This is a genomic window from Gracilibacillus halotolerans, assembly GCF_014206945.1.
Lineage (GTDB): Bacteria > Bacillota > Bacilli > Bacillales > Amphibacillaceae > Gracilibacillus > Gracilibacillus halotolerans.
This window is the reverse complement of record NZ_JACHON010000001.1, coordinates 721,687-743,868: the sequence shown is the minus strand read 5'-3', so window position 1 is coordinate 743,868 and position 22,182 is coordinate 721,687. Positions and strand designations below refer to the sequence as shown.

Below are 22,182 nucleotides of genomic sequence, written 5' to 3'. Positions count from 1 at the left end.
TTATGAGGTGATAGCATGCGGAAAATAGTTGTAGGATCGAGAAAAAGTAATTTAGCTCTTACCCAATCCAAATGGGTTATCGAGGAATTGAAAAGAGTAAGTAACGGAAAATATGAATTCGAACTAAAAGAAATCGTAACAAAAGGGGATAGAATTCTTGATGTGACCCTTTCTAAAGTAGGCGGAAAAGGATTATTTGTTAAGGAAATAGAAAAAGCAATGTATGATAAAGAGATAGACTTCGCAGTACATAGTATGAAGGATATGCCAGCCGTAATGCCTGAAGGTCTAATTATTGGATCCATTCCTGTTCGAGAAGATTCTCGAGATGCATTTATCTCTAAGGATGGACGTACGCTAGATCAATTGCCAGCAGGGGCTATCATTGGTACAAGTAGTCTGCGACGTGGTTCTCAAATACTTGCCGCTCGACCTGACTTAGAAGTAAAGTGGATTCGAGGAAATATCGAAACTCGGATGAGAAAGTTAAAGGAAGAGAATTTTGACGCAATCATACTTGCTGCAGCTGGTATGAAACGAGTAGGTTGGGATGAGAGCATTATAACGGAGTATTTGGAGCCAGAGGTTTGTGTGCCTGCAGTAGGACAAGGCGCGTTAGCTATTGAATGTAGGGAAGATGATTTGGAGCTACTGGAATTAATTAAAAAAATTAACGATGACTACACAGAAAAGACCGTGAAAGCAGAAAGAACATTCTTACATTTATTAAATGGAGGATGCCAGGTACCTATTGGAGGCTATGCAACACTAGAGGGTAATGAGATTACTTTAACGGCGCTTGTGGGTAGTAAAGACGGGGATATTATTTTGAAAGAAAAAATTACCGGAAACAATCCTGAAGAGGTTGGTAAAGAAGCTGCTGACCGTCTAGCTGCTAGAGGAGCAAAACAATTAATTGAAGAAGCTTTAAAGGAAGAAGAAGAATGAGTTCTCCGCTAGCAGGAAAGAAATTATTAGTAACAAGAGAGCAGAATCAAGCGGAAGAGTTAAAGGAATTGCTAATTAAATACGAAGCTCTTCCGATTGTCACTCCATTACTAAAGTTTGCCTCGATTCCAATTGAAGAAGTTTCTACTACTCTTGAAGAAATAAATAAATACGATTGGATATTCTTTACAAGTGCAAACACGGTACATTTCTTTCAAAAATTGAACGAAGGTAGATCGCTCGCGCTACCTAAGAAAATTGCGGCAGTTGGTGAAAAAACAGCGAAAGCATTAGAGCACTATGGCTACAAAACTGACTTTATTCCGTCACGATATAACGGCGAGACATTAGTTAAGGAATTTCATGCTAAATATGGCAAAGAATCGGTTGCATATTTATGTGGAGAAAAAGCAAGACCAGAAATACCTACTTTATTTCAAGAGTATGGAATTCATTTTGAAAAAATAATCTTATATCGTACAATTATGAATAGAGATATTCAACATGAGCTAGTGAAAATTATGCAAAATGAAAAAATGGATGGTTTATTGTTTACTAGTCCGTCTACTGTAGAGGCATTTTGTGAGTTACTTCCAACGGATTTGCTTACAGTGGTAAAATCAAACCAACTGACAGTTGCTATTGGTACAACTACCGCTGCTTCACTCGAATATCACAACTTTCAACAAGTGGTTTATCCGGAAAAATTCACCATTGATGCGATGGTTCAAGAACTGGAAAGATATCTTTTAATGAAAAATGGGTGATAATCAATGTTTGATCGACATAGAAAATTACGAAGCTCAGCTACAATGCGTAAGTTAGTACGTGAAACGGTACTCCAAAAAGAGGACATGATTTATCCTCTTTTTATAGCAGAAGGTGAAAATATTAAAAATGAAGTATCATCAATGCCAGGGGTATACCAACTTTCACTTGATTTATTAGATAGGGAAATCGACGAATTATTAGAGTTAGGTATTCCAGGTGTGCTACTTTTTGGTATTCCTAAGCATAAAGATGAAGTCGGATCTGGTGCATACGCAGATGATGGTATTGTCCAACAGGCTATTCGCCAGATTAAAAACAAAACGAAGGATTTGCTCGTGATTGCCGACACTTGTTTGTGTGAATATACATCACACGGTCATTGTGGAGTAATCCATGATGGTGACGTAGATAATGATGAGTCGTTACCTTTACATGTTAAAACGGCGATTACACAGGCAAAAGCTGGTGCTGATATTATTGCACCATCGAATATGATGGATGGATTTGTTGCTGAAATTCGTGAAGGATTAGATGAAGCAGGTTATGTACATGTACCAATTATGTCATATGCGGTAAAATATGCGTCTGCTTTTTATGGTCCGTTCCGAGATGCAGCAGATAGTACACCACAATTCGGTGATCGAAAAACATATCAAATGGACCCTGCCAATCGTTTAGAAGCAATACGTGAAGCGGATTCGGACATAAATGAAGGTGCAGATTTCTTAATTGTAAAACCTGCATTAGCATATATGGATATTATCCGTGAAGTAAAAGATCGCCATGCTGTTCCGGTTGTAGCCTACAACGTAAGTGGGGAATATTCCATGACAAAAGCGGCTAGTCTTAATGGTTGGGTAGACGAAAAAGCGATTGTGATGGAGCAATTAACAGCTATGAAACGAGCAGGCGCAGATATTATTATTACGTACTATGCAAAAGATGTAGCCAAATGGTTGAATGAACAATAGAGGAGGATAATTAGATTGAGAAATTATCAACAATCAATAGATGCTTATAAAGAAGCAGTGGATTTAATGCCTGGGGGAGTCAACTCTCCAGTACGTGCATTTAAATCTGTAGGAATGAATCCTATCTTCATGCAATCAGGTAAAGGGTCCAAAATATATGATATCGATGGAAATGAGTATATCGATTACGTTCTTAGCTGGGGACCTTTAATATTAGGTCATGCTGATGAACGAGTTGTCACAAAGCTAAAAGAAGTTGCAGAAAAAGGAACAAGCTTTGGAGCTCCAACTGAACTTGAAAGTGAGCTAGCACGCTTAGTAATTGAGCGCGTGCCATCTATTGAGATGGTTCGAATGGTTAACTCAGGAACAGAAGCCACAATGAGTGCTTTACGTTTAGCTCGTGGCTACACTGGCAGAAACAAAATTTTGAAATTTGAAGGTTGCTACCATGGCCATGGAGATTCTTTACTTATTAAAGCGGGTTCTGGAGTAGCGACATTAGGTCTACCAGATAGTCCTGGTGTTCCAGAAAGTGTGGCACAACAGACGATTACGGTTCCATATAATGATGTAGAAAGTGTTCGTTATGCATTTGAGCAATATGGATCGGATATTGCGGCTATTATTGTAGAGCCAGTCTCAGGAAACATGGGTGTAGTCCCACCAAAAGATGATTTCTTAGTGAAACTAAGAGAGATTACTAAAGAATATGGTTCCTTACTAATCTTTGATGAAGTAATGACTGGATTTAGAGTTGGTTACGAAAGTGCGCAAGGTCATTTTGGTGTCACTCCTGATATTACATGTCTTGGAAAAGTAATTGGTGGAGGCTTACCTGTAGGTGCTTATGGAGGTAAACGAGAAATAATGGAACGTATAGCACCAGTTGGAGACATTTATCAAGCTGGTACTTTATCAGGTAATCCATTGGCGATGACTGCTGGCTTAGAAACATTGAAAGCAATGACAAAAGAGGCTTACGAAAAGCTGAATGCTAAAGTTGATAAACTAGTCCAAGGATATAGAGAAGCTGCAGATAAACATGGTATTAGCTTGCAAATCAACAGAGTAGGTTCAATGGTAGGAGTATTCTTTAATGACCAGCCTGTTATTAATTACGAAACTGCTTCTTCATCCGATACAGACCGCTTTGCAAAGTATTATCGCAGTATGGCAGAACAAGGTATCTTCTTACCTCCATCTCAATTTGAAGGATTATTTGTTTCATCTGCCCACACGGATGAAGACATTGATCAAACCATTCAAGCTGTCAACAACGCTTTTCAAAATTTAAAATAAAAGAACACAAAGCTATCTGGAAGTTACCAACTTCTCGATAGCTTTTTTTGTCTTGGCAGGTAAAATCGGATAACTCATTTGAACATGGGAAATCTACCCCTTAAAATCAGATAACTCGTTTGAACGTTAGAAACCCACCTATCAAAATCAGATAACTCATGAGAGCATGTAGGAGAGATCCCCCCTTTACTCTTAAAATGACGAATAGATTGTGCACAATCCAATATTAGACCGCACGAATCTGATGTTAAATGCGTAAATCCAATATTAGACTGCACGAATCTGATGTTAAATGCGTCAATCCAATATTAAGCCGCACGAATCCAATGTTAAATGCATCAATCCAATATTAAGCCGCACGAATCCAATGTTAAATGCATCAATCCAATGTTACGTAAAATGTTTGATCTCTCAAGATTTCTTGAATCAGCATGTATATTCTTTTGCTAACCTCATATATATGTAAAGAATAAGATTGTACGGATATGGGGGAGGGAATCTCTATGACGGAAGCGTATGTTTTTGAACTAAATGAAACGATTTATTTTGATAGAGAAAACGAAATCGAAGAGATGTTAGGTGTTGGTTTAGAGCCAGTTATTACTGTAGAAGAGACAGGTGATGTTATTTCCGTAAGAGGGGTATTAGAATTACAGGGTGAGTACCGTAAAAAGAAGGAAGCAAATAATGAAATAATCATCGAAAGCTCCTTTGTTGACCGAGTAGAGCCTTTGTCAGAAGACTTAAATGAATTCTTTCATCGTTTTATGTTAGATATTTCATTATCTAATGAAAAAGTAAGAAATATAAATGATGTAGTGATAGAGGTAAGTCATTTCGATTATCAGTTACCATCCAGTGAAAGAATGGAAATTGAAGCGAAACTAGAGATACAAGGTTTGGTACCTTTTCGAATGGAAACTTCCGAAATACAAGAAGAGCATGATTTACCGTTAGCTACAGTAGATGAGGAAATCAACGATGAAGAACGAGAGCAATTTAGTTTTGAATTGAATCATAATGATGACCAAGTCTCACAATCTTTCAAACCACCTACAAGCTTCCAACCAGACTTTACGGAAAGAGAAATACCTAATGTTTTTGAGGTTGAAGCGAATCAACAGATGCCCGAGCAAGAAACAGAAGGAAAGGTGAGTGAAGAAATGGTTGAACATAGGGATGAGGAGATTCAGGGTGAAGAAATCGATGATAACGAAAGAGAAGAAGTCATAAATGAAGAGATTTTAGAAGATGAAATGGAAACAAATCAGCAAGTGGTGGAATTAGTACAAGACATTAGTGAAGAGGAAGAGCTCGATGAACGGGCGGAGGATTTAGAAGAAGATGAACAAGAAAATTCTGAAGAAATAGTAACCGTGCATGGGAAAAGTGAAAAAAGAGATGATGCTAGTTATTTAATGAATATTTTTAAACAAGAAGGGGAAGAAGATCGAACGAAGCTAACTATTTATATTGCACAACCAGAGGATAGCTTGAATGAAATAGCAGAAAAATATAAGATTTCTACATCGAAACTAGCGAGAATTAATCGTTTGGACGATGATTGGGTAGCTAATGGTCAAATTCTCTATATTCCAAAAAAGAGTAAATAGGAATGGAAAGAAGAGATAGTAAATGGAAATCACCTGCTGAGAACTCATGAATTGGTGAGTATACCAGCAGGTTTTCACTTTTCTAATGAAGAAGTTATAAAGGATAAATTTATGGAGGAAAGGAGCATTTTATGTTGTTCTCTTCTGCAATAACTACTATTTTATCGACGTATGGCATTACTGATTATCACCAAGAGAAAAGAACAGAAAGAGTATACCGAATTCAAACAAACACAGGTAGCTATGCGCTAAAAAAATCTCATGTAAACAATCAAACAATTGGAAAATGGCAAGCAGTCTACCAATGGGTTGTACAACAGCAAGTAGATGCCTTTCTACCAATTATGCCTAATCAAAACCAACAGTTACTTGTATTGCACGAAAACGAATATTATTATCTTACACCATGGATAGAGAATGAAACTGTTGATATGCATCCAGCCTTCTTTCATGCGATAGGGAAACTGCACGGATCTACCTTACAAAAAAAAGACTTTGTGTTGGATAACGGAAAGCGTCAAACTATAGAGGAATCCCTACTTGAAGAGCTTGAATTCTATCGAGGTCACATGAATGTCTACGTGGAACAAATTGAGAAAAAACGCTTTATGTCTCCGCTTGAATTACAAATAGTAATGAATTATCGGTATTTAATTAAACTATTTGATATTACTGAATATTGGCAAGCGATGTATGTAGAAGCGCTTGAGGAAGAAACAACATGGTCATCTTGTCTTGTGCATGGTAGTCTTACTCCTGAGCATCTGATTGTGAATGACTTTTACCAATATTTTTTAAATTGGGAATCTACGTATATAGGATCTCCTGTAGATGATTTATATACTTTGTGTCGCAATATGTTCAAGAACCACGATTGCTCCATGGATAAAGTGATGGAGGGATTTCAAATTTATGAAAACTACGTTACGTTTTCAAGGGTGGAGAAATGTTCCCTTATCTTACGTTTAATTGATATTAGACAACTTTTTACTCTTGTTCAAGAAATTATGGATCAACCAGTTGAGAAAAAAAGAATCCCGTTATCAATAGAGACAGAAAGAGAGTGGAGAAGGATCATTTTAAGTCTACAATTACAAGAAATACTACGGTCACAAATCGAGGCAGAGGAAGCAGAAACAGATTAAATCCAATGCAATCGAAAAGAGATATATACACCGATTAATATGCTAAGGATTATTATATCAAAGGAGGTAGGTATAAAAAGAGTTCGAATAGCTTGAAAGATAATGATAGGTAACAATGATCGCTCCAAAATAAATAAACATTCCCGACACCAAAGTGGTAATCGATAACGATAATAACGCCCCATTTCTTCACACTCCTCTGAAAACAGATGTCTATGACAAAAACTTTGCCTCAATCATTTTTTTCTTAGCGCATTATAGGATTGATTTTTGTACTAGAATTCTCCCAAGTTATCTCCATTATATGCAGCATCTCAAAAAATGTACCTAATATAATGTATCTTCTAATAATAGATAGCTTGATTTTTATCCCTACTATTTTAGTTTATTTTCGGGTAATGTAAGGTATACAATAATAGATGTCTCATGTATAAAATACAGGACATGACGTAAATTATCTGTATATGTAGAAAGGGTGGGATGAATGAAAGAAACGAAACCACATATTGTACTGCTTGGTGCTGGCTACGCAGGAATGATGACGACAAAAAAACTTTTACAAAAGCTATCTGCTCAAGATGCAGACATTACACTCGTTAATAAACATAATTATCATTATCAAACGACTTGGTTACACGAAGTCGCAGCTGGAACAATTGATGTCAACCGTTCGCGTATTATGATTTCAGATGTAATTGATTCGAACCGGGTACATATTATTCAAGATACCGTACTTAAAATCGATAAAGATAACAAGAAAGTAGAATTATCGAATAGTGAGCTTACGTACGATTACTTAGTAATTAGCTTAGGCTTCGAAAAAGCATCATTTGGTATTTCGGGTATGGATGAACATGCATTTTCTATTCAAGATGTAAATCAAAGTCGTTTGATTCGTGACCATATCGAGTATCAATTCGCTAAATATCAGAATGATGTAGAAAATCGTGATGAAAGCATGCTAACGATTATTGTAGGTGGAGCTGGCTTTACAGGTATTGAATTTTGTGGAGAGTTAGCTGAGAGAATTCCAGAATTGTGCAAAAAATATGATATTCCACGCAATCAAGTAAGGATTATTAATGTAGAGGGTATGGATTCTATTCTCCCAGGATTTGATCCGGAATTAGCAGAATATGCTGAGCAATCACTGCGCACTAGAGGGATTGAATTTCGATTAGGCACCTTTATTAAAGAAGTAAAAGAAGGTTCTATTATTGTAGGAGAAGGCGAAGAAATACGTGCTGGAACATTTATTTGGACAGGTGGTGTACAAGCAAACCGCTTAGTAGGTGAAGCAGGATTTGAGTTGACAAAAGGGAAAGTGAATGTAGATAACACATTGCGTCCAGCAGGATATGAAGATATATTTATCTTAGGAGATTGCTCTTGGGTATTAGATAAAGAAACGGCAATACCATATCCACCGACAGCGCAGTTAGCCATTCAAGAAGCGGATACATGTGCACATAATATTCATACCCTTATTTTTGGTGGGACATTACAGGAATTTAAGTATGATAATAAAGGGACTGTTGCTTCATTAGGTGGCCGTGATGCAATGGGCACAGTGTTTGACGGAAGAAAGCTATACGGTATCCAAGCGAAAGTAATGAAAAATGTTATTGATGACCGATATTTATTTATGTTAGGTGGTCCAAAGCTTGTTCTTAAGAAAGGTAAATTCCGTCCATTTTAATCGATAAGGAGTGACATTGAATGAAGAATACATTACTTTATACATTGATAGCGGCTGTAGGAATGTTTGTATATGCTATGGTTTCACGGAAAATGGAAGAGAAACGTGATTGGAGATAACTAGAGGAGAGTAGATAAAACATATCTGCTCTTTTCTATACCCATGACTAGGACAAGTAGCAACTAGGAGGAAGCAATGTTCTTATTAAAGGATATACACTACAAAGATATACTGCATATTCCATATTTAGAGATTAAATCTGGAGAAATAACATGTTTGTTTGGTGAGAGTGGTTCCGGGAAATCTACCTTACTTAGGATGTTAAATAACATGATTACACCTGACAAAGGAGAAATACGGTATCAAAATCAGAGTATTTCAGAATATATCCCAATGGAATTGAGACAGGAAGTCGTGATGCTTGGGCAGGAGCCAATCGTATTCGACGGCACAGTACGAGATAACTTGCTAAAAGGTTTAGAATTCTCAGGGAAGCCTGAGGTCGACGATTCCTCCTTGCTTGCATTAATGAATGAATTGAAACTACATAAAAAGCTAGATGAGGATGCAAGTAAGTTATCAGGAGGCGAGAAACAACGGGTTGCCTTTGGAAGAGTATTATTAATGGGAGCAAAAGTGTACCTACTTGATGAACCGACATCTGCTTTAGATGAAGAAACAGAAAATAGTATTATGGACTTTGTAACTACCGAAATAAAGAAGAAAAAGAAGACAGCTATTATGGTAACACATTCAAAATACGTAGCTAAAGAGTATTCCGATACGATTATTTATATGAATGAGATAGCCACTACACCTAACAACAAGGTAGGTACTGGACATGAATGAGATGTTAGATATTACACTAATCCAGTTAATTTCTGCGTATTTATTTATTGTGATATTACTGATTATTGTGAGACTCAGAAAAATACCGCGTGAAAAAGAGATTGTGATTTCGACGTTTAGAATGACCATCCAACTGGTATTGGTCGGTTATGTATTGACGTATATTTTTGAAAATGAACAATGGTATTATTCTGTTATTATCCTTATCATCATGGAAACTTTTGCGATTTACAATATTTTCAAACGATCGAAGCATCCACTGAATCGTGAGCTAAAGAAAATAATCGCAGTTTCTATGGTGGCGGGAACATTGTTTGCTTTTCTATACTTTGACTTTGTTGTTGTGCAATTTTCTCCATGGTATGATCCAAGATACTTTATCCCGATAGCTGGGATGCTTATCGGTAATTCTATGACAGGTATTACACTTGGAGTTAGCTCTCTCATGGAAGGTTTCTCCTCAAGGAAAAAAGAGGTTGAAGCAGCTTTAATGCTAGGAGCCACTCCTAACAAAGCATCGCAGAAACTCGTGAATCACGCGTTTGACTCAGCTATACTACCTACTATTAATAATATGGTAGGTATGGGGATAGTATTCCTACCTGGGATGATGACAGGGGTAATTTTATCTGGTGCCAGTCCATTATCCGCTATAAAGTATCAGATCGCGATTATGTTAGGTATTACTGGAAGTGTGGCACTATCTGTTATTCTGTTTCTATATTTTGGTTACAAAACGTTCTTTAATAAGTCTGCCCAACTAAATATTTAGTATTGACTGAATATTTTAACGTGAAAACTTGCGTTACTTCCGCTTTTTCGCTAAAATAACATCATATATGAATAGATGAAATGCGATGAAAGGGAAGAGTACTTTATACTCCTTCACCAGAGAGGAAAATCCTTAGGCTGTGAGATTTTCTAGAAGTAAGATAAAGGAACGTAGCCCTAGATGCAGCTTTACTGAAGGTAGTAGGTAAAGCCGGTTAGAACCGTTATGGAGTCAAGGGTATGAGTAAGATAGCTTATTCATGAACAAAGGTGGTACCGCGAAATAGAATCTTTTTCGTCCTTTTTAGGGTGGAGAAGATTTTTTTATTGGAATAAGATAGTACACGAAATGCAATAATTACATATTTTTTAACAGACACACTTCGTAATGAAAAAGTGGATAAAACTGATATAGGAGGATAAACATGTCAAAACAAAATGAAACGAATTTGCCACCAAAGTACGATCCAACTGCAGTTGAGAAAGGTCGCTATGACTATTGGGTAAATGGTAAATTTTTTGAAGCAAAAAGAGATGCAACAAAATCACCATTTACGATTGTTATTCCACCACCAAATGTAACTGGTAAACTTCATATTGGTCATGCTTGGGATACAACGTTACAGGATATTATTACGAGAGTAAAAAGAATGCAAGGCTATGACGTACTTTACTTACCAGGGATGGATCATGCTGGTATTGCAACTCAAGCAAAGGTAGAGGGTAAGCTCCGTGAGCAAGGAATATCTCGTTACGATTTAGGACGTGAGAAATTTTTAGAGAAATCGTGGGAATGGAAAGAAGAGTATGCAGGACATATCCGTGAGCAATGGTCCAAGCTAGGTTTAGGACTTGACTATTCTCGTGAACGATTCACTCTTGATGAAGGTTTATCTGAAGCGGTAAGAGAAGTATTCGTGCAGTTGTATGAAGAAGGACTCATTTATCGTGGTGAGTACATTATTAACTGGGATCCAGCTACAAAAACTGCACTCTCCGATATCGAGGTTATTTATAAAGATGTAACTGGACATTTTTATCATATGAAGTATCCATTAGCGGATGGTAGCGGACATATCGAAGTGGCGACAACGCGTCCGGAAACAATGTTAGGTGATACGGCTGTAGCGGTTCATCCGAAAGACGAGCGTTATCAACATTTAATAGGTAAAAAAGTTACGTTACCGATTGTTGGTAGAGAAATCGAAATCGTTGCGGATGATTATGTCGATATGGAGTTTGGTTCCGGCGCGGTAAAAATTACGCCTGCTCATGACCCAAATGACTTTGAAATCGGTAATCGTCATAATTTAGAACGAGTTCTTGTTATGAATGAAGACGGCACAATGAATGATAACGCTGGGAAATATCAAGGTATGGATCGATTTGAATGTCGTAAACAAATCGTAAAAGATTTAGAAGATCAAGGCGTATTATTCAAAATCGAAGAGCATGTCCATTCAGTTGGTCATTCTGAGAGAAGTGGAGCGGTTGTTGAGCCGTACTTATCAACTCAATGGTTTGTGAAGATGCAGCCACTTGCAGATACAGCTGTTGCTTTACAGAACGAATCAGATGATGAAAAAGTACATTTCGTACCAGAACGATTTGAAAAAACGTATTTACATTGGATGGATAATATCCGTGACTGGTGTATTTCGAGACAATTGTGGTGGGGTCACCGTATTCCTGCTTGGTATCATAAAGAAACAGGAGAAATGTATGTAGGAAAAGAAGCACCAAAGGACATAGAAAATTGGGAACAAGATCCTGACGTGTTAGATACATGGTTCTCATCTGCCTTATGGCCATTCTCTACGCTAAACTGGCCAAACAAAGAGGACGAGGATTTTAAGCGTTACTTCCCTACAAACGTTCTTGTAACAGGCTATGATATTATCTTTTTCTGGGTAGCACGTATGATTTTTCAATCGAAACACTTTAATGATACGCGACCATTTAAAGATGTTTTAATCCATGGTTTAGTACGTGACGCAGAAGGTAGAAAGATGAGTAAGTCACTTGGTAACGGAGTAGATCCTATGGAAGTCATTGAAAAATATGGCGCAGACTCCTTACGCTACTTCCTTTCAACTGGCTCAAGTCCAGGTCAGGATTTACGATTCCAGTGGGAAAAAGTCGAATCAACATGGAACTTTGTTAACAAAATATGGAATGCTTCTCGATTCGTATTGATGAATCTAGAAGGATTAAAACATGAACAAATTGATTTAACAGGTAAAAAATCGGTTGCAGATGAGTGGATTTTAACACGATTAAACGAGACGATTGAACAAGTTACTCGTAATGTCGATAAATATGACTTTGGTGAAGCAGCTCGTTACCTATACAATTTCATTTGGGATGAGTTTTGTGATTGGTATATCGAAATGGCGAAGCTTCCACTTTACGGTGAGGACGAACAGGCAAAACGTACAACTCGCTCCGTTTTAGCACATGTACTAGATAACATCATGCGTATGCTGCACCCTTTTATGCCATTTGTAACAGAAGAGATTTGGCAACAGTTACCACATGAAGGAGAGTCGATTGTAACAGCATCATGGCCAACTGTTGATCCATCACTTAGTAATAAGGATGCAAGCAATCAAATGACACGGTTAGTTGCTATTATTCGTTCTGTTCGTAACATTCGTGCAGAAGTAGATACGCCACTATCCAAGGAAATCCCAATATTCATCGAAGCAAACAGCGAAGAAATCAAGAATCAGTTAGAAGCGAATCGCCATTATTTAGATAGATTCTGTAATCCAAGCACGTTAACAATTGATACGGCAATGGATGCACCAGATAAATCAATGACAGCTGTTGTGTCAGGTGCAGAGATTTATTTACCACTTGAAGGTTTAATTGATATCGACAAAGAAATCGCTCGATTGGAAGCAGAACTCGATAAGCTTAATAAAGAAGTAGAGCGCGTCGACAAAAAACTTTCTAATCAAGGGTTTGTTAGCAAAGCTCCAGCACAAGTAGTAGAAGCGGAGAAAGAAAAACAAAAAGATTATATAGAAAAAAGAGCGAAAGTAAAAGAGCGTATTGCAGAATTGAAATAAAAAAATGTGCTGTCTAAAGAGGTTTACAACTAGTGACCTTTAAGACAGCTTCTTTTTTTCTATAAGTAGAGGTGAGACAATGATTCGTAATATGGAAGAACTACAGGAATTTTTTGAGGAACGAAGGAAGTTAGGTATTCAGCTAGGTTTGGAGAGATTAGACTATTTATTGGATAAAGTAAATCATCCTGAGAGAGACCTTCCTGTTATTCATATTGCGGGGACAAATGGGAAAGGTTCAACGTTATCCTATCTCCGTCAAGTAATGATGGATGCTGACTATACAGTCGGCTCATTCGTTTCCCCTGGTTTACCAACATTGTTAGATCACATTTTATTGAATGATCAACGAATCGATGTAGAAGAGTTCCTAGCGATTTTAAACGATCTCCTTCCAATCATTTATGAAATGGATGACCTAGAATTGAATCCATCCGAGTATGAAATTTTAATGGTAGTTACGTTATTGTTTTTTAAAGATAATGTGGATATCGCGCTTATCGAAACAGCAATGGGTGGTCGAGACGATATTACGAACTGTGTACAGCCTTTACTAACAATCATCACAAATATATCGTATGACCATACTCAATTTTTAGGTTCTACGTTAAAGGATATTGCAACACATAAAGGAGGTATTATCAAGAGGAATATTCCAGTAATTATTGGAGAAATGCATGAAGAAGCACTGTCTGTAGTGAAAGAGACAGCAAGCAAAAATAAGTCGCCAATCTACCAATACGGTAAGGAGTTTCAAGCAACTAACATTCGTTATGACGAAGGCAAGCAAGTATTTGTTTGGCAAAGTACTATCGATAAGAAAGTAATGGAAATTTCTATGCTAGGGATGCATCAAGTCCACAATGCTAGCTTGGCGTTAATGGCTTGTGAGTTATTGATAGAGCAAGGTTTTAACTTACAAGAGAGTCAGTTGATAGCGAGTTTTCGTAAGGCATCTCTGTCTTACAGGATGGAAAAAATCAGTTCTAATCCAGTTGTGTATGTTGACGGAGCACATAACGAAGCAGGGATACAGCAGTTTATTCAAACAGTAGACAAACACTTCTTAGTAAAAGATGTTGTCATAGTTATCGGTGTTTTTAAAGATAAGAGTGTAAAAAGAATGTTGGAATTATTGAAGGATAAGTTTGGAACAATTTACGCGATGGAATTTAAGCATCCACGTTCCATGAAAAAATCAGACTATGTGGCGTTAAACAACCAAGATTTCATCGAGATAATAGAAAGTCAATCTACACTTTATCAAGTAATCGCTGAAGCTACTAAAAAAGATAAGAACATAATCTTTGTTGGTTCCCTACACTTTGTCAGTTTCATAAAGACGTTACTAACTAATAGTTCAAAATAATCCATAGTACAATCTACATGTATGTAAAGCTAATATCCACAATAGGATGTTAGCTTTTTTGATTATAAAAACTCATGAAACTTCCAAAAAATGATGATAAAGGCAACTATAGTATGATATTTTATATTAAATAGGGCTAAAAGTATGATATAATATCTTCAAAACATAGTAAAAAATAAGGGGGAGAGAATGGTGTGTGAAAAGTCGAATATGGACAAGCAAAAAGGTTTTACATTGGTAGAAGTGTTAGCTTCTATAGTTCTTATCTCCCTTATAGTAATGGTATCCATTTCCTTTTTTATTCACTCCCAACAAACTCAGAATACCTCCGCACAAATAACAGATGCAACATACGTCGTTCAAAGTGAAATGGAAAATATCCTGAATTTAAGTAAGGCTGAAACGTTAAATATAGCGGTGGAACAACTACGGGATGATCCTGAGTATCAAGATCAATCCAATTCAAATATGTATAAATTTAAAAAAATAGAAACACCCTATTATTTAGAATTAAGAGTGATAAAAGATGAAGATAAAAATAATAAAGATGTAGATATGTATAAAATTATTATTGAAGCTTATGAAAATAGTAAATTAAAAGCAAAAATGGAAACGAAGATAGAATGGGAGGATGGAAGGTGAAGAGTAATCAACGAGGTTTTACATTAGTAGAGTTGTTAGCAGCTATTACATTAGCGAGTCTTGTTATTATCTTACTTGGTTCCGTCCACCTTTTCGCGCAAAAACAATACAACACACAAACAGAGTCTGTTAACCATCAAAAAGAAGTACGACTCGCCATGACGTCCATCACACAACAGTTACGAACGGTAACATTTAGCAATGATGGAGAAAATCTAGAAAATCAAGAAGATAATCCAGTTGAATTTAATGATAATACTCTTACTATAGATGGAGATAAAACGTATCACTGGGACGAACAGAGTCGCACGATTACATTAGATGGAGCAGTTTTAACGAAAGGTATAGCAACATTCGATGTGGACTTGTGTACAGATAAAACAGTATGTACGGAAAGATATATTATACTCACGATTGAAAGTGAGCAAAATAAACAAGGGAAAATAGCAGAATTAACTTCTACTATTTACTTTAGGGAGTAGATAAATATGAAAAGTTACTTCCAAAATGAAAGAGGCGGAATGTTAGTTTATACATTACTCGTGTTCCTTATCTTTACTATACTAGGAGTTTCTTTAATGGCTTACACATATTCTGATGTGAAATTATCTAAAGTTGATCAGAAGCAACAAGCTGCTTTCTATATAGCGGAAGCAGGCGCTAATGAAGCTTTCTATGACATTGATTCATATATAGATGATCTAATAAATATGCGCGCAGGGGAAAAAATAGAATTCGAATACATTAAGTTTGAAGAGCAATTTGGTGAGCAACCTAGTGCTGAGGTAGTGCTGGAAAAACAGGAAGATCAAGAATATGATTATGTTATTAAATCAACAGGTAAAATTGGAGAGCAGGAGAGAGCGGTATCTAAAGAATTTACTATAAAATTTGAAGAGGATGAATCATCAACTATAAACTTGCCCGAAGGAGTGGGTGGGATATTTAGAGATGAATTTAGAAAGAATGGAAACTCTGGTGAAATTAATGGAGATATTTATGTGTTATCAGGAGTAGTTATAGCTAATCCATTGGATAAAGCTATAAAAGGTACCATTTTTGTACCAAGACATAAAGTGAATGACTCACAAATGGCTCCTTTGCCACACGAATATGATATAAATTGGTATAACCAACTATCGAATAAAATAGAGGAACTTGTTAGTTCCTTTCCAGAGGAGGCAATATTTTATGATTCTATTAATGAGACATTAAATATAGATACTAAAGATAAGACTATGAACATAGTTGTGGATGATTTCAATTCGAATGCCAATATTAAGGTTAAGGGAGATGGAAAGGTTAACCTCTATATACGTAAAAATATTAATCTTAATAAAAATTTAAACAATAATGGTGATGCTAATCAACTAACTATTTATTATGCTGGTCATTCAGAAATAAAAATTAACGGGGGCAATGTTCTGGTAGGGAGTATAATAGCCCCTAATTCAGATGTAACTACTAGTGGGAATCCAACAATTAAGGGTATAGTCATAGCGAAAACATTAGAAGGTAACGGTGCCGTTGTCAATAATGGGGAGAATATTGATGTAAGTAACATAATTTCTTTTCCAGTAGAAGATAATAATGGACGAGAGATTATTACAGCGCCGACAATTGAAATAAAGTAAAAGGTGATATGGAGAGGGGGAACAGTCATGCCAATTCAACAACGTAAAAAGCTTGGGGATATCTTAAAAGAAGCAGGTATCGTCCAAGAAGAAGATATCATTAACGCATTAGAGAGTCGTAAATCGAATCAGAAACTCGGTGACGCATTAGTTGAACAAGGTTATATAACAGAGAAGCAATTACTAGAAGTATTGGAAATTCATTTGAATATTCCAAGTATTTCGTTATTTAGATATCCAATCGATGAGAAATTAATAAACTTGATTCCTAAAAACATTGCGATGGATCGAGTGATTTTGCCGATACAATTACAAGATAATACATTGGTACTGGCAATGAATGACCCGATGGATTATTTCACAATAGAAGATGTTGAATTATCCACTGGATTTACTGTTCGTCCGGTTGTTGCTACAAAGAATGACATCATGCAAACTGCAAGTAAGCTGTATGATATGGGGAATGAATGGGATTTAGAAGTGAATCCGGAAGACAACACTTCTGTTATTCGTTTACTTGATCAAATCCTTCAAACAGGTGTTTTAATGAAGGCGAGTGATATTCATCTTGATCCGTTAGAAACAGGCGTTACAGTTCGATATCGAGTAGATGGAATTCTTCACATTGATAAACATATTCCTAAAACTATCCAGAGTGCGTTAACGGCCCGAGTTAAGATTATGTCTAATTTAAACGTAACAGAAACACGACTACCTCAAGATGGAAGAATACGGATTATGATTGACAGCAAGCCGTTTGACCTTCGAGTTTCTACCTTACCTACGATACATGGCGAGAAGGTCGTAATGAGAATTCTAGATTTAACAGACGCGTTACAAAAGATTAATGAAATAGACTTGAGTGTTACTAATGAGACAATCCTCCGAAACACATTAAAGAAGCCATCCGGATTAGTACTTGTAACTGGACCAACAGGCTCTGGAAAAACGACAACATTATATGCAGCTATAAATGAGTTAAACAAAGAGGATGTTAATATTGTCACTGTTGAAGATCCAGTAGAATATCAGATGGATGGGGTAAATCAAGTCCAAGTAAATAGTGGAGTAGGTCTTACATTTGCGAAGGGATTACGTACGATATTACGTCAAGACCCTAACATTATTATGGTCGGTGAGATAAGGGATCAAGAGACGGCGGAAATTGCTATTCGTTCAGCGTTAACCGGTCATTTAGTTTTTAGTACGATTCATACAAATAGTGCTATAGCAGCTATTCCTAGATTAATAGATATGGGAATTGAGCCTTATTTAATCCTTTCCTCACTAGTGTCAACAGTTGCGCAACGACTTGTGAAAAAGATTTGTCCGGATTGTAAGCAGAAGCGTCCTGCGACAGCGATGGAAAAAGATATTTTCCATCGTCATGGACTTGAGATTGAAGAAATTTATTATGGTTTAGGCTGTAATCAATGTAAGGAAACAGGATTCCGAGGAAGAATGGCAATCCACGAAATATTTGAAATTACACCAAAAATTCGAGAACAAATTCAACAAAATCAATCTGTTGCACAATTAAAAGAGATTGCGACTAAAAATGGAATGATATTCTTAATTGAAGACGGCTTACAGAAAGTTAAAACGGGAGAAACAACATTAGAAGAAGTGTTGAAAGTAGTGAACGAAGAATAGGGGATACGACATGAGTCTTGATCAAATTCTTACAAATGCATTTTATCAGGAATCTTCTGATGTACATCTAACAGTAGGAGAGGTGCCTGTTTTTCGTATAAACGGAGATTTAGTTAAACGAGGTGAAAAACCTTTAACTCCCGGTGATACCGAGACAATGGCGAAACAAATTATTGGTGAGGAGAAATGGGCTACCTTCCAAGATAAAAGAGACATCGATATATCATATTCTATTCCATCAGTAAGTAGATTCCGTGTTAATATTTTTTATCAGCGAAATAGTATTGCTCTAGCAATTAGGATTATTGCTACAAAGATACCTAGTTTGACAGAATTAGGAATGCCAAAATTATTAGAAAAGCTTGCCATGAAACAGAAAGGTTTAATTCTGATAACAGGACTTACTGGCAGTGGTAAAAGTACAACCCTTGCAGCAATGCTCGATTATATGAACGAAACGAGTGCCAAACATATTATTACGCTTGAGGACCCAATAGAATACTTACACAAGCATAAGAATTCTATCATCGTTCAAAGAGAGCTTGATTTAGATGTAACAACTTTTGCAAAAGGCTTACGTGCTAGCTTACGGCAAGATCCCGATGTCATTATGGTTGGAGAAATGAGAGACTTGGAAACAATCTCTACAGCTATCACAGCAGCAGAGACAGGCCACCTTGTTTTAGCTACTTTGCATACGACAAATGCTGCCATGACGATTGATCGTATTATTGATGTGTTTCCAGCAGAGCAAAAATCACAGATTAGAATTCAGTTAGCTAGTGTACTAGAAGCGGTTATTTCACAACGACTATTTCCTCGAATCGATGAACCAGGAAGAGTGGCAGCAACAGAAATATTAATTAATACACCTGCAATTCAAAACTTAATCAGAAATGAAAAGATGCACCAAATACCGAATGTTATCCAAACCTCTAAAGAAGAACAAATGCATTTAATGAGAACAGATGTAGAGAGATTAGTGAGAGCCAATTTAATATCATCTAAATCGTTAGAACTACTGGAATAAGAAGGAGGTGGCCATTTGAGCATTTATCAATACCAAGGCAGACAGGAAGACGGCTCGCTAAGAAAAGGACAAATAGAAGCAAATACGAAAGAAGAAGCCAATGTTTTATTAAGAAACCAAGGGGTTACAGCTTTTCAAATTAAGCAGTTAAACCCTTTCTTATATAAAGACATTTATATTGGTAATCCGGTAAAAAATAAAGATTTTGTTATTTTTCTAAGACAGTACGCAACAATGATTGACGCTGGAATTCCGTTAGCCGAAGCAACAGGAGCCTTGGCAGAGCAATCGACAAATAAAGTATTAAGTCAAACATTAAAAGAAATCAAACAAAATCTAGAAGTTGGATCCAAACTATCAACTGCAATGAGCCACTATCCGAAAATATTCCCAGCGTTACTTGTTAATATGGTAGAGGCAGCAGAGGTAAGTGGTAATTTGGATGAAGTAATGGATGAGATGGCAGTATATTTTGAAAAGCAATACGAATTAAATCAAAAGATAAAAACGGCATTAACGTATCCAATAGTAGTAGGGACATTTTCGATGCTAATCATTACTTTCTTACTAATTTTTATCATTCCTATTTTTACGCAAATGTTTGAGGACAACGGTAGTGAATTACCTGCATTTACACAATTTGTATCGGATACGAGCGTATTTCTAGGGAATTATTGGTGGACAATCTTACTAGGTATTGGACTTTTGTTTGTTCTATATCGCTTGGCGGTAAGAAATGAGGAATTTGCTTTTTTAAAAGATAAATGGAAACTCAAAGTGCCGATCTTTGGAACGTTTATCCAAAAATCACTTTTAGCTAGGTATACCCAAACTATGAGCATGTTATTATCGAGTGCGGTACCTGTATTGCAGGCTATCAGCATCACAGAAAAAGTTATCGACAACAAAGTTATGAAAAAAGTTATAGCAGATAGCCACCAGTCAATCCAAGAAGGGAAAAGCTTATCTACTACATTAGCGCATAGTTGGATTTTTCCTAGTTTTGTTACACAGATGATGTATGTTGGAGAGCGTTCTGGAGAAATAGAGAAAATGTTAAAAAAGGTAGCGGACTTTTATGAGAGAGAGTTAGAAGAATCCTCCGAAAAGTTAAAGGCATTAATAGAACCATTACTTATTATCTTTCTTGCAATTGTAGTGGGTTCGGTCGTTTTATCTATAATTCTACCAATGTTCTCCTTATTTAACGAAATATAGGTAAAAATTAGGAAAAAACTATTGACTTAAGTTAATCTAGTTAGTATAATATGCTTATAAGTAATCTAGTTAACTGATGATAAATAACTAGATTGATAGGAAGAGGCGAAGAGTAACTATTTTTATCTGGGCACTTGAATAGTTAGGAGCCAGTAGTGCAACCGACTTACTATCGATGTACATGGACATCTTTAGTTTGACTTGGAGTAGAGCAATGAAGCACTAGGATAAAAATAAGTTAATGAGGTGAAAAGAATGAAACAATTAGTTAGTAAGTTCAAGAAAAGTGAGAAAGGTTTTACGTTAGTAGAGTTACTTGCAGTTATCGTTATTTTAGGAATTATTTTAGCTATCGCAATCCCAGCTATTGGAAATATTATTGATAATGCCAAAGACGATAACAAGGATAATCAAATTGAGTTAATTCATGATGCTGCTAGACTAGCTGAAGTTAATGATGAAGAAGGCATCACAACTGTTGGAGACCTAATTAGCAAAGGCTATCTTGAAGACACTAAAGCATTGGCGGGTTACAAAACTACAAAGTTATCTGAACTGGGAAGTTCCGAAGATGAAGATGAAGATGAAGACGAAGATGAAGACGAAGACGAAACTGGAAATTAGAAGCAAGAAATATTAGAAATTAGATCAATATTACTTCTTGAATAAAATATCGCTATCTTATTACTGAGATCCCATAACTTTGCTCATGGGGTCTCTACTTATATAAAGGTGAAACGATGGAAATTATATGGACCATTTATTTTTTTATTATAGGAATCGTGTTTGGCTCTTTTTTCAATGTCGTTGGTTTACGTACGAAGAAGGAGAAGCTATTTGAACAACAACGTTCGTTTTGTCCTCATTGTCGTCATACTTTATCCGCTAGAGAGTTAGTCCCAATCTTTTCCTATCTCTTTCAAAAAGGAAAATGTCGACATTGTAAAAAGCGAATTTCTCCGTTATATCCAACGATGGAATTTGTAACTGGTTGTTTATTTGCATATAGCTACACACATCTAGGGTTTCGAATGGAATTACTTACAGCATTATTGATGGTTAGTATGTTTATGATTCTGATGGTTACGGATTTGAAGTATATGCTCATCCCTAACCGTGTTTTATTATTTTTCCTTCCTCTTTTTGTTGTATTACGTATTATCGAACCGCTTGACTCTTGGTGGTCCCCATGGGTTGGTGGATTCGTCGGATTTAGTATCATAGCTCTTATCATTCTTTTGTCTAGGGGTGGTATGGGAGCTGGTGACATGAAGCTCTTTGGTGTTATTGGTATTATACTTGGATTTCCGAATGTATTACTTGCGTTTTTCTTTGCCAATTTGGTTGGCTTACTTTACTCAATGCCACTAATCATTGGCTCAAAAAAAGGATGGAAAAAAGCAGTTCCATTTGGTCCTGCTATTATTATCGGTTCGCTTATTACGTATTTTTTTGGCGAAGGTTTACTTGCATGGTATTTTGAACTCTTCTAA

19 protein-coding genes, 1 riboswitch and 1 other annotated feature are annotated in these 22,182 nt (G+C 36.4%); all 19 genes read left to right on the top strand.

Annotated elements, in window-relative coordinates; translation table 11 throughout:
* Positions 1-15: 15 nt before the first annotated feature.
* Entirely contained in the window at positions 16-948 is a 933-nt protein-coding gene (gene hemC / locus GGQ92_RS03755; RefSeq protein ID WP_184244668.1) for a hydroxymethylbilane synthase, read from the top strand.
* The gene (locus GGQ92_RS03750; RefSeq protein WP_184244666.1) at positions 945-1,715 is read left to right on the top strand and encodes a uroporphyrinogen-III synthase; all 771 of its coding nucleotides are present in this window, start codon (positions 945-947) and stop codon (positions 1,713-1,715) included. Before hemC ends, GGQ92_RS03750 begins: the two co-directional genes overlap by 4 nt.
* A gap of 6 nt (positions 1,716-1,721) precedes the next feature.
* Positions 1,722-2,690 carry a porphobilinogen synthase gene (hemB, locus tag GGQ92_RS03745; protein ID WP_184244664.1) on the top strand — a complete coding sequence of 323 codons (969 nt, stop codon included), beginning with the start codon at positions 1,722-1,724 and terminating at the stop codon, positions 2,688-2,690.
* 15 nt (positions 2,691-2,705) lie between these two features.
* The gene (hemL, locus tag GGQ92_RS03740) at positions 2,706-3,992 is read left to right on the top strand and encodes a glutamate-1-semialdehyde 2,1-aminomutase (protein ID WP_184244662.1); all 1,287 of its coding nucleotides are present in this window, start codon (positions 2,706-2,708) and stop codon (positions 3,990-3,992) included.
* A 503-nt stretch (positions 3,993-4,495) separates the two neighbouring features.
* A complete protein-coding gene (spoVID, locus tag GGQ92_RS03735; protein WP_184244660.1) occupies positions 4,496-5,605 on the top strand; it encodes a stage VI sporulation protein D in 1,110 nt (369 codons plus the stop codon).
* Positions 5,606-5,736: 131 nt separating this feature from the next.
* On the top strand, positions 5,737-6,750 hold the full coding sequence (locus GGQ92_RS03730; RefSeq protein WP_184244658.1) for a phosphotransferase: 1,014 nt from the start codon (positions 5,737-5,739) through the stop codon (positions 6,748-6,750).
* Positions 6,751-7,234: 484 nt separating this feature from the next.
* Positions 7,235-8,449 (top strand): NAD(P)/FAD-dependent oxidoreductase, encoded by a 1,215-nt coding sequence (locus GGQ92_RS03725; protein ID WP_184244656.1) that lies wholly within the window; start codon positions 7,235-7,237, stop codon positions 8,447-8,449.
* 195 nt (positions 8,450-8,644) lie between these two features.
* Positions 8,645-9,298 (top strand): ABC transporter ATP-binding protein, encoded by a 654-nt coding sequence (locus GGQ92_RS03720; RefSeq protein ID WP_184244653.1) that lies wholly within the window; start codon positions 8,645-8,647, stop codon positions 9,296-9,298.
* Positions 9,291-10,070: an ABC transporter permease gene (locus tag GGQ92_RS03715; RefSeq protein WP_184244651.1), complete on the top strand. Its 780-nt coding sequence runs from the start codon at positions 9,291-9,293 to the stop codon at positions 10,068-10,070. Before GGQ92_RS03720 ends, GGQ92_RS03715 begins: the two co-directional genes overlap by 8 nt.
* 76 nt (positions 10,071-10,146) lie before the next feature.
* Positions 10,147-10,375: a binding site (T-box leader), on the top strand.
* A 119-nt stretch (positions 10,376-10,494) separates the two neighbouring features.
* Complete coding sequence (locus GGQ92_RS03710; protein WP_184244649.1) at positions 10,495-13,143, top strand: valine--tRNA ligase; 2,649 nt, start codon at positions 10,495-10,497, stop codon at positions 13,141-13,143.
* A 79-nt stretch (positions 13,144-13,222) separates the two neighbouring features.
* Entirely contained in the window at positions 13,223-14,512 is a 1,290-nt protein-coding gene (locus tag GGQ92_RS03705) for a bifunctional folylpolyglutamate synthase/dihydrofolate synthase (protein ID WP_184244647.1), read from the top strand.
* Positions 14,513-14,701: 189 nt separating this feature from the next.
* Positions 14,702-15,154, top strand: coding sequence for a type IV pilus modification PilV family protein (locus GGQ92_RS03700; RefSeq protein WP_184244645.1), 453 nt, complete (start codon positions 14,702-14,704; stop codon positions 15,152-15,154).
* Positions 15,151-15,636, top strand: coding sequence for a PilW family protein (locus tag GGQ92_RS03695; protein ID WP_184244643.1), 486 nt, complete (start codon positions 15,151-15,153; stop codon positions 15,634-15,636). The genes GGQ92_RS03700 and GGQ92_RS03695 overlap by 4 nt, the downstream gene beginning before the upstream one ends.
* A gap of 6 nt (positions 15,637-15,642) precedes the next feature.
* On the top strand, positions 15,643-16,788 hold the full coding sequence (locus tag GGQ92_RS03690; RefSeq protein WP_343068751.1) for a pilus assembly PilX N-terminal domain-containing protein: 1,146 nt from the start codon (positions 15,643-15,645) through the stop codon (positions 16,786-16,788).
* 27 nt (positions 16,789-16,815) lie between these two features.
* Positions 16,816-18,441 carry a GspE/PulE family protein gene (locus GGQ92_RS03685; protein WP_184244639.1) on the top strand — a complete coding sequence of 542 codons (1,626 nt, stop codon included), beginning with the start codon at positions 16,816-16,818 and terminating at the stop codon, positions 18,439-18,441.
* Between the two features lie 10 nt (positions 18,442-18,451).
* On the top strand, positions 18,452-19,471 hold the full coding sequence (locus tag GGQ92_RS03680; protein WP_184244637.1) for a type IV pilus twitching motility protein PilT: 1,020 nt from the start codon (positions 18,452-18,454) through the stop codon (positions 19,469-19,471).
* Positions 19,472-19,486: 15 nt separating this feature from the next.
* Complete coding sequence (locus GGQ92_RS03675) at positions 19,487-20,689, top strand: type II secretion system F family protein (RefSeq protein WP_184244636.1); 1,203 nt, start codon at positions 19,487-19,489, stop codon at positions 20,687-20,689.
* A gap of 92 nt (positions 20,690-20,781) precedes the next feature.
* Positions 20,782-20,865, top strand: a riboswitch (cyclic di-GMP riboswitch).
* Between the two features lie 79 nt (positions 20,866-20,944).
* Positions 20,945-21,313, top strand: coding sequence for a prepilin-type N-terminal cleavage/methylation domain-containing protein (locus GGQ92_RS03670; protein ID WP_184244634.1), 369 nt, complete (start codon positions 20,945-20,947; stop codon positions 21,311-21,313).
* A 116-nt stretch (positions 21,314-21,429) separates the two neighbouring features.
* Positions 21,430-22,182, top strand: coding sequence for a prepilin peptidase (locus tag GGQ92_RS03665; RefSeq protein ID WP_184244632.1), 753 nt, complete (start codon positions 21,430-21,432; stop codon positions 22,180-22,182).